Origin of the sequence: Prauserella rugosa, from assembly GCF_000719975.1 — a bacterium.
Lineage (GTDB): Bacteria > Actinomycetota > Actinomycetes > Mycobacteriales > Pseudonocardiaceae > Prauserella > Prauserella rugosa.
The window spans coordinates 1-13,382 of the sequence record NZ_JOIJ01000040.1; the positions used below are offsets into that span (position 1 = coordinate 1).

11 protein-coding genes are annotated in these 13,382 nt (G+C 70.8%); 8 read left to right on the plus strand and 3 right to left on the minus strand.

The genetic code is table 11. The features are described 5' to 3' along the window. Nucleotides 1-179: 179 nt before the first annotated feature. Together IF64_RS0124555 and IF64_RS0124560 are read right to left on the minus strand one after the other, a co-directional pair. Nucleotides 180-1,562 carry an MmgE/PrpD family protein gene (locus IF64_RS0124555; protein ID WP_030534549.1) on the minus strand — a complete coding sequence of 461 codons (1,383 nt, stop codon included), beginning with the start codon at nucleotides 1,560-1,562 and terminating at the stop codon, nucleotides 180-182. A gap of 86 nt (nucleotides 1,563-1,648) precedes the next feature. After that, complete coding sequence (locus tag IF64_RS0124560) at nucleotides 1,649-2,413, minus strand: FadR/GntR family transcriptional regulator (RefSeq protein WP_030534550.1); 765 nt, start codon at nucleotides 2,411-2,413, stop codon at nucleotides 1,649-1,651. 210 nt (nucleotides 2,414-2,623) lie between these two features. Here IF64_RS0124560 and IF64_RS0124565 point away from each other — a divergent pair, with 210 nt between their 5' ends. The 8 genes from IF64_RS0124565 to IF64_RS0124605 all read left to right on the plus strand — a co-directional run bounded on the left by IF64_RS0124565 (nucleotide 2,624) and on the right by IF64_RS0124605 (nucleotide 12,265). Then, on the plus strand, nucleotides 2,624-3,166 hold the full coding sequence (locus IF64_RS0124565; protein ID WP_030534551.1) for a MaoC family dehydratase: 543 nt from the start codon (nucleotides 2,624-2,626) through the stop codon (nucleotides 3,164-3,166). Beyond that, on the plus strand, nucleotides 3,159-4,370 hold the full coding sequence (locus tag IF64_RS0124570) for a CaiB/BaiF CoA transferase family protein (RefSeq protein WP_030534552.1): 1,212 nt from the start codon (nucleotides 3,159-3,161) through the stop codon (nucleotides 4,368-4,370). The genes IF64_RS0124565 and IF64_RS0124570 overlap by 8 nt, the downstream gene beginning before the upstream one ends. A 5-nt stretch (nucleotides 4,371-4,375) precedes the next feature. Then, nucleotides 4,376-5,542 (plus strand): acyl-CoA dehydrogenase family protein, encoded by a 1,167-nt coding sequence (locus IF64_RS0124575; protein WP_030534553.1) that lies wholly within the window; start codon nucleotides 4,376-4,378, stop codon nucleotides 5,540-5,542. Further along, a complete protein-coding gene (locus tag IF64_RS0124580) occupies nucleotides 5,539-6,375 on the plus strand; it encodes an HpcH/HpaI aldolase/citrate lyase family protein (RefSeq protein ID WP_036877856.1) in 837 nt (278 codons plus the stop codon). Before IF64_RS0124575 ends, IF64_RS0124580 begins: the two co-directional genes overlap by 4 nt. A 25-nt stretch (nucleotides 6,376-6,400) precedes the next feature. Then, a complete protein-coding gene (locus IF64_RS0124585) occupies nucleotides 6,401-8,497 on the plus strand; it encodes a hydantoinase/oxoprolinase family protein (protein ID WP_030534555.1) in 2,097 nt (698 codons plus the stop codon). Beyond that, nucleotides 8,494-10,308: a hydantoinase B/oxoprolinase family protein gene (locus IF64_RS0124590; RefSeq protein ID WP_030534556.1), complete on the plus strand. Its 1,815-nt coding sequence runs from the start codon at nucleotides 8,494-8,496 to the stop codon at nucleotides 10,306-10,308. The genes IF64_RS0124585 and IF64_RS0124590 overlap by 4 nt, the downstream gene beginning before the upstream one ends. Before the next feature lie 74 nt (nucleotides 10,309-10,382). After that, a complete protein-coding gene (locus IF64_RS0124595) occupies nucleotides 10,383-11,705 on the plus strand; it encodes an amidase (RefSeq protein ID WP_051758138.1) in 1,323 nt (440 codons plus the stop codon). A gap of 311 nt (nucleotides 11,706-12,016) precedes the next feature. Next, nucleotides 12,017-12,265 carry a hypothetical protein gene (locus tag IF64_RS0124605; protein WP_030534558.1) on the plus strand — a complete coding sequence of 83 codons (249 nt, stop codon included), beginning with the start codon at nucleotides 12,017-12,019 and terminating at the stop codon, nucleotides 12,263-12,265. Between the two features lie 129 nt (nucleotides 12,266-12,394). Here the strand turns inward: IF64_RS0124605 and IF64_RS0124610 are convergent, their stop codons facing one another. Then, nucleotides 12,395-13,279, minus strand: coding sequence for an NAD(P)-dependent oxidoreductase (locus IF64_RS0124610; protein WP_030534559.1), 885 nt, complete (start codon nucleotides 13,277-13,279; stop codon nucleotides 12,395-12,397). Nucleotides 13,280-13,382: the final 103 nt, after the last annotated feature.

The window sequence follows — 13,382 nt, forward strand, 5'->3', positions numbered from 1 at the left end:
AGAAAATCCCCCAATTTGCGCTTCCAGGGATAGGCGTGGGGGATGTAGTGGCTCCAGTGTAGCACGCCCGCCACCCGCGATACAGCGGATTATCACCCGGCGAGCCACGTCAGTTTCCGGTTACCGGCCCCTGCCGGGACTGCTCGCGGCCTACGTCCATCCGTATGCCAGGTTGGAGCTCAGTCGCCCGCCGCGCAGGCCTCGGCGAACTCCCGTGCACTGCGGTTCGAGCCGAGGTCGGCGACGGCCGCGCGGACACGTTCGAGCGTCGGTTCGTCGGTGACCTGCCTCATGTTCGCCAGGTACTTCTGCTCGATGTCCGACGGGGTCAGCGGTCGTTCGTGGTGGCCGCGGTTGACGTCCTCGCGGTGGGTCAGCACGCGTCCGTCGCGGAGGGTCACATCGATCTGGGCGGAGTAGGCTTCCGGGAACCGGCTTCGCGGATCGTCGGCGATCCGCACCCGGTCGGCGATGGCGTGGATGTCGGTGTCCGCCAGGGACTCGTCGGTGAACTCCGCCAGCGTCAGGCGCCCGCGCTGCAGGCACGCGCCCACCACGTAGGGCAGGCTGAACTTCGCGTCGTACAGGTCGCGCGGGCGGCGCTTGCCCTCCAGCGGCTCGCACACCGCGGCCGCGGCCGTCGGGTGGATGCGGCACAGAATGTCGGTGACCTGGTCGGGTTCGAGACCTTCGTGCTCGCGCACCGCGAGCACGGCATCGGCGAAGCTGTGCGTGAAGTGGCAGCTCGGGTACGGCTTGACACCGGTGCCGAGCATCTCCCACCGCTGCCCGAGATCGGCCGCGATGGTCTCGGTGTCGCACTCCTGCCCGGGCAGGTGCGTCGCGAACAGTCCATAGCGCCCCTCGTACACCGCGCGCGGCCCCGGCCAGTCCGCGGCCGCGAAACCGGCCGCGGTGAGCGCCGATGCCGCCGCCCATCCCGGGTGCAGGCGCTTGGTCCACGCACCGTCCTCCAGGAACTCGAGGATGCCGGACGCCATCGAACCGACGATCTGCTGCGCGCCCGCGATCCCGGCGGCGTCCGAACCGGACACCGTGGCGGCCGCCACCGCCGCGCCGAACGCGCCGGCCAGTCCGGTGGGGTGGAAACCGGCGCGGTGGAAACCCCCGTGCGCGGCCAGGCCGACCCGGGCGCTGATCTCGAGACCGAGGATGTAGCCCAGCATGAGCTCGCGCGTCGTGCGGTCATGTTCGACGGCCGCGGCGATCGCGGCGGGCAGCGCCGAGGCGGACACGTGCACGATCGAGCCGATGTGCGTGTCGTCGAAGTCGTGCCCGTGGACCAGGATCCCGTTGAGCAGTGCGGCGTCGCGCGCCGACAGCCGGTCCGGCGACCCCAGCACGGGGTGATCACCCCGCCCGAACCGGGACACCGCCCGGCGGGCGCGCTCGGCGAACGGTTCTCCCGCGGCGCAGAACGCGACCCCCACCGAGTCCAGCGCCAGGTTGCGGGCGTGGTCGACCACGGCCCGCGGCAGGTCCTCGAAGGTCGCTGCGGCGGCGAACTCCCCGATGCGCTCGGCGATGCTGGACGATCCCACGCGATTCCCTTCCCTGCGGCGTGGGCAGGAGTGTGCCAGCCCGTCGAGCACCGCCGCAAGAAAACATCGGACTTTTCCTGGCGGAATCAGTCCGACGGAGGACGCGGCGGCGCGGGCTGCCGCACCTCCATCTGCTCGTAGAGCGGTCGCAGGCTGTGCAGGTGCTCGCGGGTGAGCCGCTCGGCGGCCTCGGCGTCCCCGCTGGTCACCGCTTCGTAGATGTCCACGTGATCGCGGTCGACCCGCTCCCACTCCGCGCGGCTGATCCGGTCCCGGTCCAGCCTGCTGTGCAGCACCTCGTTGATCGGGCGGCACATCAGCTGCAGCAGCGGGTTGCCGGTGGCCGACACGAGCGTGGTGTGGAAGTCCCAGTGCACGACGAAGCCGCGGTCCGGCTCCAGCGTCGAGGTGCTGGCCGCGGTGGCCCGCAGCATGTCCAGCGCCTCGGCGTCGGCCCGCTCGGTGGCCAGCCGGGCCGCCGACGGTTCCAGGATCAGCCGCGCCTCGAGCAGGTCCGACACCGTCATCGACCTGGTGTTCACCAGCAGCCCGAGGGTGCCACCCAGGTTGTCGGCGATGCTGTCGGCGTCCGGGTTCGACACGAAACTCCCGCCGGTGACACCGCGGGTGGTGTCGATCAGGTGCTGGCTGGCCAGCAGCCGCAGTGCCTCCCGTACGGTGCTGCGGCTGACCCCGAACAGGCCGGTGAGTTCCGCCTCGCTGGGCAGCCGGGTGCCCGAGGGCAGCGTGCCGGTCAGGATCTGCTCCCTGAGCTGGTCGGCGACCTGCCGGTAGGCGGCGCGCACGCGGCGGACGCGGAGTCCGGAGCCGGGAGCTGGGGCGTCGGTCATGTCGGCGGTGTCCTGTTCATCGATGTCGGGCGTCGTGCGCAACGGAACGCAACCGAAGCACACCGGAGTCTAGCCGCACGAGCGAGGTTCACACGGAAAACGTCTGATGTATTGCGCACTGCGGTCTGCGTCACGCATACTGCCCGCCAAGCCCGGACCCGAGCCGGTCCGGGGAACCCCCCCCAACGCAACACGACAGGAGGTCGCCGCGTGGCTGTGCACGACGGCTGGCAAGGGCGCTACTACGAGGACTTCGTGGTCGGGGACGTCTACCGCCACCCCCTGGGCCGGACGATCAGCGAGGCCGACAACACCTGGTTCACGTTGCTCACGATGAACACCCACCCGGCGCACTTCGACGCGAACTACGCCGGACGGACCCCGTTCGGGCGCGTCCTGGTCAACTCCGGGCTCACGATCGCCATGCTGATCGGGCAGAGCGTCACCGACATCAGCCAGCGCGCGATCGCGAACCTGTCGCTGACCGACGTGCAGCTGACGCACCCCGTCTTCGTCGGCGACACGGTGTACGCCGAGTCGATCTGCACGAACAAGCGGGAATCGGCGTCGCGGCCGTACGCGGGCCTGGTCAGCGTCCGCTCGCGGATGCTCAACGCCGACGGCGACGAGTGCGTGTCGTTCGACCGCACGGTGCTGATCTACAAGCGCGCCCACGCCACGGTGATCGACTCCTTCCCGGAGGCGAAGAACGGCCCGATGACGCTGCCCGCGGAACAGGGAACCCATGACTGAGCGGCTGCCCCTTTCCGACGTCCGGGTGCTCGCGGTGGAGCAGTACGGTGCCGGCCCGTTCGGCACCCTGCACCTCGCCGACCTGGGCGCGGAGATCATCAAGATCGAGGACCCGCGCTTCGGCGGCGACGTCGGCAGGCACACCCCGCCCTACGCGCAGGACGGCGACTCGCTGTTCTTCGAGGCGTTCAACCGCAACAAGCGCTCCATCGTCCTCGACCTGTCCAGTGAGTCCGGGCGCCGCACGTTCGAGCGGCTGGTGTCGGTGAGCGACGCGGTGTACTCGAACCTGCGCGGCGACGTCCCGGCGAAGATGCGCATCCGGTACGACGACCTCAAGCACCTCAACCGCGCGATCGTGTGCTGCTCGCTGTCCGGCTACGGCATGACCGGTCCGCGGCAGGACCGGCCCGGCTACGACTACATGTTGCAGGGCCTCGCGGGCTGGATGTCGGTGACCGGCGAGCCGGACGGGCCGCCCACCAAGTCCGGTCTGTCCATGGTGGACTACTCCGGCGGCATCGTGGCCGCGACGTCGCTGCTGGCGGGCATCCACGCCGCGCGGCGGGACGGCGTCGGCATGGACTGCGACGTCAGCCTCTACGACACCGCCATCGGCATGCTGACCTACCTGGCGACGTGGCATCTGAACGAGGGGTTCGAGCCCCGGCGCACGCACCACTCCGCCCACCCGAGCCTGGTGCCGTTCCAGAACTTCCCCACGAAGGACTCCTGGATCGTCATCGGCTGCGCCAAGCAGAAGTTCTGGGAACGGCTCGTGGACGCGCTCGGCTCGCCGGAGTGGGCGCGCAGCGAACGGTTCGCCACCCCCGCCGCCCGCTACGAGAACTCCGCGGAGTGCGTGCGGCTGCTGGAGGTGGAGCTGGCCGAGCGGACCACGGCGGAGTGGCTGGACTGCCTGGAAGCCGCCGGGGTGCCGTGCGCGCCGATCAACTCGGTGCCCGAGGCGCTGGCCGACGAGCACGCCGCCGCGCGCGGGCTGCTGATCAGCACCGAGCACCCGCGGTTCGGCACCGTGCGCCAGGTGGCCTCCGCCGCCCGCGCCGGTGCGCCGCGCAGCGACCACCGGCGCGCCCCGTCGCTGGGTGAGCACACCCGTGAGGTGCTCGAGCAGCTCCTGGACATGGACGCAGGCGAGATCGACGCGCTGGCACGGGCCGGCGCGTTCGGAGAGCGGGAGTAGACGCGGTGGACTTCACACTGAGCGGCGACCAGGAACAGTTCCGGTCGATGCTGCGCGACTTCGTCGACGGCGAGATCGTTCCGGTCGCGCGGGAATGGGAACACAGCGGCCGGTACCCGACCGAGATCGTCGGCCAGATGAAACAGCTGGGTCTGTTCGGCCTGATGATCCCGGAGGAGTACGGGGGAGTGGCGGCGGACTTCGTGTCGTTCACCCTGATGTTCGAGGAGATCGCGCGCGGCTGGATGGGCATCGCGGGCATCCTCGGCAGCCACTCGCTGTCCTGCTGGATGCTCGCGCGGCACGGCACCGAGGAGCAGAAGCGCCGGTACCTGCCCGACCTCGCCACTGGGGCCCGGCGCACCGGTATCGCGCTGACCGAGCCGGACGCGGGCACCGATCTGCAGGGCATCCGCACCACCGCGACCCGCGACGGCGACCACTACGTCGTCAACGGCACGAAGATGTGGATCACCAACGCCCGGTACGCCGACCCGTTGCCCGTGCTGGTCAAGACCGACCGCAGCGCCACCCCCGCGCACAAGGGGATGAGCGTGCTGCTGATCGAGGCAGGCACCCCGGGCTTCACCGTCACCAAGGACATCCCCAAGCTGGGCTACAAGGGCACCGAGTCCTGCGAGGTGGTCTTCGACGACGTCCGCGTTCCCGCGGCGAACCTCCTCGGCGGCGTCGAGGGGCGCGGAATGCAGCAGGTGCTGTCGGCGCTGGAGGTGGGCAGGCTCAACATCGCAGGCCGCAGCCTCGGCATCGCGCAGCGCGCCTACGACGAGGCACTGCACTACGCGCGCGACCGGCGCGCCTTCGGCAAGCCGATCGCCGAGTTCCAGGCGATCCAGATCCGCCTCGCCGAGATGGCCACGCAGCTGCAGGCGGCGCGGCTGCTCACCTACTGGTCGGCCGATGCGCTGGACCGGGGCAAGCGCTCGGACCTGCAGACGGGGATGGCCAAGCTGTTCGCCTCCGAGGTGGCGCTGCAGGCGGCGCAGGACTCGATGCGGGTGCACGGCGGGTACAGCTACTCGGCGGAGTTCGAGATCGAACGCCTCTACCGCGATTCGATCCTGATGACGATCGGCGAGGGCACGAGCGACGTCATGCGGACGGTGATCGCCCGGTCGCTCATCGGGGACAAGGGCAGGGTCGGCTGGTGATCGCGCGCAGCTGGCTGTTCTGCCCGGCCGACCGCCCGGACCGCCTCACCCGGGCGGTGGACGTGGCCGACGTCGCGGTCGCCGATCTGGAGGACGCGGTGGCCACCGACGCCAAGGAGCGCGCACGCGCGACCGTCGCGGAGTGGCTCGCGGCGGACCCGGCACGGGCGCGCCGGGTCTGGGTGCGGGTGAACAACGAGCAGGATCTCGTGGACGCCGATCTGGACGCGATCGCCGGGCTCGGGATCGCGGGCGTGGTGCTCCCGAAAGCCGACCTCGTCACGGTGACGGCGCTGGCCGGGCGGTTGCGCGTCCCCGTGCTGCCGCTCGTGGAGACCGCCGCGGCCCTGTGGCGGCTGCCCGAGATCGCCGCCGTGCCGGGTGTGGCGACGGTCACGCTCGGCGAGTACGACCTGGCCGCCGACCTCGGGGTGAGCGGCTTCGAGGACGACCCGCAGCCGCTCGCCTGGGCGCGCTCGGGAGCGGTGGCGGCCGCGGCGGGGTGCGGCCTGGTGCCGCCGCCCGCCCCGGTCACGGCGGCGTTCGACGACCGGGAGGCGTTCACGGCGTCGACGCGGGCGCTGCAGCGGATGGGTTTCGCCGGACGGATGTGCATCCATCCGCGCCAGGTGGAGTGGACGCACGACGCAGTGCGGCCGGGTGCGGACGACGTGGAGCGGGCGCGCGCGGTGCTGGCCGCGGCGCAGGACGCGGAGCGGAAGGGAAGCGGTGTGGCGGTCGTGTCCGGGCGCATGGTCGACGCCGCGGTGGTGCGGCGTGCGCGCCGCGTGCTGGCGCTGGCCGCTCCGGACGCCGGATCAGTGATGGACTAGCAGGGTCACTTGGAGGACCAACCAGATGAAACGCATCGGAGTCGATGTCGGTGGCACGTTCACCGACCTCATGTACTGGGACGAGGACGGCACCATCGCGGTGCACAAGATCCCGTCCACACCGCAGGACCCGTCCGTGGCCACCGTCGCGGGTGTCGGAGAGCTGGCCGAGCGCGTCGGCGTGTCCGTCGAGGCCCTCGACCAGTTCCTGCACGGCACGACCGTCGCGACCAACATCGTCCTGGAGCACAACGGCTCCGACGTCGGCTTGATCACCACCGAGGGCTTCCGCGACATCCTCCACATCGCCCGCAAGAAGCGCCCCCTGAACTACTCGTCGTACCAGGACCTGCCGTGGCAGAAGTGGCAGCTGGTGCGGCGCCGCAACCGGCGGGTGGTGCGGGAGCGGATCAACGCGGCCGGCGAGATCCTGACGCCGCTGGACGAGGACGGCGTGCGCGAGCAGGTCCGCGTGCTCAAGGCCAACGGGGTGCGGGCGATCGCGGTGTGCTTCCTGCACGCCTACCGCAACCCGGTGCACGAGCAGGCGGTCAAGCGCATCGTCGAGGAGGAGTACCCCGGTGTCTTCATCTCGCTGTCCAGTGAGGTCGCCCCGCAGTACCGCGAGTACGAGCGGTTCTCCACCACGGCGCTGAACGCGTTCGTCGGGCCGAAGGTGTCCGGCTACGTCACCAACCTCGTCGACACCGCCCGCGAGTCGGGTGTGCGCGGCGACGTGCGGCTCATGACGTCGGCGGGCGGGCTGATCACTTCGCGCCGCGCGGTGGAGCACCCGGTGTCGCTGCTGACCAGCGGCGTGGTGGCAGGCCTGCTCGGAGGGTGCGCGATCGGCAAGGCCTCCGGCTACGAAAGCGTCATCACCCTCGATGTCGGCGGCACCTCGGCCGACATCGGTGTGGCGGCCGACGGCAAGCTGCGGATGAAGCACCTGCTCGACACCCGCATCGGCGACTACCACGCGATGGTGCCGATGGCCGAGGTGGACACCATCGGCGCCGGCGGCGGATCCATCGCCTTCATCGACGAAGGCGGCATGTTCCGGGTCGGCCCGCGCAGCGCGGGCGCGGTGCCCGGCCCCGCCTGCTACGCGCGCGGCGGCACCGAACCCACGAGCACCGACGCCATGGTGACCATGGGGTGGCTGCGCGAGGACAGCTTCCTGTCCGGGAACATGCGCGTGGAACCCGACCTGGCCACCAAGGCGATCGAGGAGCACGTGGCCGCCAAGCTGAGCACCAGCGTGCAGCATGCCGCGATCGGAATCTTCCAGATCCTGGCGCACGCCATGACGGAGGCCATCAGCCTGCACTCGGTGCGCAAGGGCTACGACCCGCGCGACTTCTCACTCGTCGCCGAAGGCGGCGCGGGGCCGCTCTACGCGTGGCACATCGCGCAGCAGCTCAACGTCCCCCGGGTGATCGTGCCCGCCCACCCCGGCATCGCCTCGGCCATGGGCCTGCTGTCCACCGACATCAAGGTCGAGGTGCCCGCCACGGTGTGGACTTCCTCCGCGGACCCGGACACCAACCGCATCGCCGCCGAGATCGACCGGCTGTCGACCCAGGTCATCGAGCAAGTCACCGCGGACGGGCTGTCGGCCGACGACGTCGTCATCGAACGCAGTCTCGACTGCCGTTACATCGGCCAAGGCTACGAGCTGCGCGTGCCCGCGCCCGACGGCCCGGTCGACGCCGACTGGGTGGCGCGTGCCGCCGAAGCGTTCCACCAGGTGCACGAGCGCACCTACCTGCAGCGGTTCGACGACAAGCCGGTGCACTTCGTCAACGTGCGCGTGGCCGCGGTCGGCAAGGTGGGGCACGTTCCGCTCGCCGAGGTCGAAGCGAGTGGCCCCGACGCTTCCGCCGCGGTGAGGACGACGACGCAGACGTTGTTCTGGGACGAGGGCAACCAGCCCGCGGAGTTCACCACGAACGTCTACGACCGGGACCGCTTGAAGGCGGGCAACGTGATCGACGGTCCCGCGATCGTCGAGCAGTTCGACTCGACCACCATCATCGGGCCGGGGCAGCGCGCGACCGTCGACCGCGTCGGCCACATCATCATCGAGACCAGTGACAACAGCCAGGGAGGTCAGCGGTGACGGCATTGAACCCGGCGGGCGAGACCCTCGCGGGCGTCGCCCCGGACGACTTCGTCCGCGTCGACGTCGACCCCATCACGCTGCGGGTGATCGGCGGTGCGCTCGACTCCATCGCCAAGGAGATGGCGCAGATCCTCTACCGGATGGCGTACTCCAGCCTGATCCGGGAGTCCGAGGACCTCGGTGCGGGCATCTTCGACGTCAACGGCCGTGAATTGTGCGAATCGGACTCGACGCCGATGCACTGCGGATCCATCCCGGCCTACATCCGCGGCATCGACCGCAGGCTGTCCGGCACCTACCAGCCGGGCGACGTCATCCTGCACAACCACCCCTACCACGGTGCCGCCCACTCCCCGGATTACGGCATCGTGATCCCGATCTTCTTCGGGGGGCGCCACGTCGGGTTCGCGGGCTGCACCGGCCACGTGTCCGACATCGGCGGCAACTTCCCCGGTCTGTGCATGGACGTCGTGGACGTCTGGGCCGAGGGCAAGCTGATGGACGCGGCGAAGATCTACGACGCCGGCGTGCGCAACGACGCGCTGATCCAGCACATCCTGGACAACGTGCGCACCCCCGAGCAGAACGCGGGAGACCTCGAGGCGCTGATCGCGTGCGCGCGGCTGGGCGAGCGGCGGTTCGTCGAGCTGCTGGAGCGCTACGGCGTCGACGTGGTGATGTCGGCCGCCGAGAAGTGGATGGACTACTCCGAGGAGATGTTGCGCCGCCGGGTGCGCGAGATCCCGGACGGCGAGTACGAGGCGCCGCTGTCCTACCTGGACGACGACGGCAAGAACCGCGAGGTCCCGCTGGCGGTCGCGGTGAAGGTCAAGGTGACCGGCGACGACGTCGTCGTCGACCTCACCGGCTCGCACGGGCAGGTGCCGACGGCGTTCAACGTGCCGTTCGAGGGTTCGGTGCTGCCCACGGTGGCCTCCGCGGTGCGCACGTTGCTGCTCGACGAGGCGCTGACCGAGGAGTACGTGCCGCAGAACGACGGCTGCTTCCGCCCCGCCAAGGCCTACGCCCCGGAAGGCACGCTGTTCAACCCGGATTTTCCGGCGTCGTGCTTCGCGCGGTTCTCGCAGATCAACCGGATGTTCGACTCGATCAACATCGCGCTGGCCGATGTTCTGCCCGACCGTGCGGTGGCGGGGTCCTCGGCCGCGCTGTGCGCCATCGCCTACTCGGGTCTCGCCGAGGACGGCCAGTCGTACTGGGTGTACATCGAGATCAACGAGGGTTCCTACGGGGCGCGCAACGGCAAGGACGGCCTGGACTGCGTCGACACCCTGATGGCCAACACCCGCAACAACCCGATCGAGGAGCTCGAGCTCAACCGCTCGATGATCGCCGAACGCTACGAACTGCGCGACGAACCGCCCGCACCCGGCCAGTACCGGGGTGGTATCGGCAGCGTCCGCACGTGGCGGATGCTCACCGACACCTTCATCGGGTCCGAGGCGGACAACCGCAACGACCCGCCGAAGGGGCTCGCGGGCGGACACGACGGTCTGCCCGGTGCGTTCACCCGCAACGTGGGTACCGAGCGGGAGGAAACGCTGTACTCGAAGGTCACGCAGGAGCGTTGCGCGGCAGGCGACACGCTGGAGATCCGGATGCCCTCCGGTGGCGGGTACGGCGATCCGCTGCTGCGGGAACCCCCGCTCGTGCTGGAGGACGTGCTCGACGACTTCGTCACCGTCGCCGATGCCGAGCGCCACTACGGCGTGGTGATCGACGAATCGACGATGACCGTGGACGAGGACGCGACCGCCAGGGCGCGCGCGTCGCGGCAGGCGGCGTGATCGCGGGTCCGCCGGGGCGGCCGGTACCCCGGCGTCCCGGCGGACCCGGTTTTTCGGCAGGGAAAGGAGACCAGGTGGGTCCGGTCCGGGAACGAGTCGAGCGGTACCTGGCGCGCACGCGGGAACGCGATCGGGATCTGCGCGCGTTCATCGCGGTGCTCGCCGACCGCGCGCGGCGGCAGGCCGACGAACGGGACGCGACGCCAGCCGCGCGGCGGGGGAGCCTGCACGGTCTGACCGTGTCGCTCAAGGACAACATCGACGTGGCCGGTGTCCGCAGCACCGCGGGCTCGGCGCACCACGGTGGCGTCCCGGCCGCGCGGGACGCCACGGTCACCCGGCTGCTCGACGACGCCGGTGCCGTCGTGTTGGGCAAGAACAACATGGCGGAGTTCGCCATGGGCGCCACCGGACGCAACGCGGTGTTCGGCGACTGCCGCAACGCGCGGGACGGGCACCGGATCGCGGGCGGGTCCAGCAGCGGTTCGGGGGTCGCGGTGGCGGCGGAGCTGGTCGAGGCCGCGCTCGGCACGGACACCGGCGGATCGGGCCGGATCCCCGCCTCGGTCAACGGGGCCGTCGGGTTGCGCCCGACAGTGGGGCGGGTGTCCAACCGCGGGGTGTTTCCGGTGAGCCCGTCGTTCGACACGGTCACGCCGATCGCGGGCGACGTCCGGACGGTCGCGCGGGTCCTTGCCGCGCTGGACCGGTTCGATCCCGACGACCCCACCGCGGTGCCCGGTGAGCGGACACCGGTCGACGCGCTGCTCGGCGCCGGGCTCGACGGCCTGCGGGTGGGGGTCGCCGGGGGATTCCTCGCGGACGGCGTCGAACCGGGTGTGCGGCGGGTGGTCGCGACCGCGACGGAGCTGATGGCCCGGCACGGTGCCACGGCGACGCCGGTCACGGTCGCGGGTGCGGAGTCGGCGCAGGAGCGGATGCTCGAGATCATGTACCCGGAGGCGGCGGGCGTGCACGCGGAGCGCATGCGGGCCGATCCGTGCTCGATCGACGCGGACGTGTTGCGCCGGCTGCGGATCGGCGCCGGCACGCCGGAGGACGTCACCCAGCGCGCCCGCCGCTGGCGGCGGGATTTCCAGGCGCGCGCGAGCGAGGTGTTCAGCCGCGTCGACGTCGTCGTGTGCCCGACCATCCCGGTCGACGTGCCCCGCGCGGACGCCGTCGACCTGGCGGCGTCCACTCGCGACCTCGCCCGGTTCACCTACGTGTGGGCGATGTACGGCGGTCCTTCTATGAGCGTCCCGTGTGGACGGCACCCGGAGTCCGGTATGCCAGTCGGGCTGCACCTGGCGGCCGCGCCGTGGCGGGAAGACGTGCTGCTGCGCGCCGCGGCAGGCTACGAGGCGGCGCTCGGCGGCAGGCCGAACGCACGGTGATACCGCGCCGTCGGTAGTGGGGAAGCGTCGAACCGGCGGGTCGTTCATCACTCGAGCTCGCCGCATCCCTCGTGGGCGCTGGACTCCTGAAGCTGTCCTGAGCCGCAAAGTAGAAGGACCCGCAACCGGGGTCCGAGTTGAGCCCGCGCCTGGTTGGCGCGGGCTCTTCGGTGGGATCGCCTCGTGCTACTCCGGCAGCTGCCGCGTCAAATCCTGCTTGTTATCCGTCTCGTCAGTCACAGGTTCAGTGTTTCGGTCATGATCGTCCCGTAACGCTGCACACTCTCATCGGCGCCGACGGCGGCCCGCTCGTGCACCGCTCCGGCAACTGGGGCGGCACGATCAGCGACGACTTCCGGGACCGCTTCGGCGCTGCCTTCGACCGGGAGTTCCAGCGCTGGGCCGACGCCGCCCACCAGGGCCGCACCGACCCCACCGCGGCCTCCACCTGGGACGGCTACGCCGCAGCAGCCGCCTGCGAAGCAGGGGTCCAAGCCCAAACCACCGCCACCAGAGCAGAAGTGGACCTCGCCGAACGCCCCGACTTCTACACCCCCTGACCCACCCGCGTCTGCACCCCGCCGACCGGATTCCAGCGGAAATCGTGACCGGATTCCACTGAAATCCGGTCACGGGTCGCAGCAGGCGCGCCCGCCCGCTCCCGGGGAGGTCCCAGCGTCCTGACAGGCTCAGGGGCGAGTGATCGTCCGGAGCAGACCGGAGTGGTCGAGGTCGCCGTCGCCGGCGCGGACCATCTGGTCGAACTGGGAGCGAACCAGGTCGACGACGTCGGAGGGCGCTCCGACGTCATTCGCCGCATCGCGGGCGAAGATGAGGTCCTTGAGCTGGTTGCGGGCGCTGCCGCCACCGCTGTAGTCCGCGGTCAGCCATCGCTCGGACTTCTGCCGCAGCACCTCCGACCCGGCAAGGCCGTCGCCCAGCGCGGTCACCAGGTCGGCCCGGGACAAGCCGTGCAGTTCTGCCAGGGCGAGCGCCTCGCAGAGCGCGGCGATGGTTCCCGCGACCACGATCTGGTTGCACGCCTTGGCGATTTGACCGGAGCCGGCCTCGCCCATCCGCACCGCTGTCCGCGCCACGGCGTCGAAAACCGGGCGCAGGGAGTCGACGATGGCTTGATCGCCGCCGACCATCAGGCTGAGGGCGCCGCGTTCGGCCCCGGGAACGCCGCCGCTCATCGGTGCGTCCACGACCCGCACGCCGTGCTCGGCGGCGAGGCGGGCGGCGAACTCGCGCAACGCGACCGGGGACACGGTGCCGTGCACGACCAGCACCGGGCGTTCGACGCCGTGGGCGCGCCACCCGGCGAGCAGCCCGTCCGGACCCGGGAGCAGCGCCTCGACCTGCGGCAGGTCCGGCAGCACGGTGAGCACGACGTCGGCGGCAGCCTCGGCGGGCGACGTGGCTTGCCTGGCACCGAGCGAGACGACCCGCTCAGCGCGTTCGGGCGTCCGGTTCCACACGGTGAGCGAGCCCAGTTCGCGGACCAAGTTGACGGCCATCGGTTCGCCCATCGGGCCGAGCCCGAGCAACGACACCTCATCGGAGGGAGTCATCGGCCGAGCAACCCCACGGTTTCCCGGCGCAGTTGCAGCACCTGATCGAACCGCTCGTCGAGTTCGACGTCGTCCAGGGTCGGGGTGGTGCCCCTCGGGATGT

What these genes read in the sequence shown, in the direction of transcription:
- IF64_RS0124560 (WP_030534550.1), bottom strand. Translation starts at nt 2,413, where the DNA reads ATGACCGACGCCCCAGCTCCCGGCTCCGGACTCCGCGTCCGCCGCGTG.
- IF64_RS0124570 (WP_030534552.1), top strand. Translation starts at nt 3,159, where the DNA reads ATGACTGAGCGGCTGCCCCTTTCCGACGTCCGGGTGCTCGCGGTGGAG.
- IF64_RS0124585 (WP_030534555.1), top strand. Translation starts at nt 6,401, where the DNA reads ATGAAACGCATCGGAGTCGATGTCGGTGGCACGTTCACCGACCTCATG.
- IF64_RS0124610 (WP_030534559.1), bottom strand. Translation starts at nt 13,279, where the DNA reads ATGACTCCCTCCGATGAGGTGTCGTTGCTCGGGCTCGGCCCGATGGGC.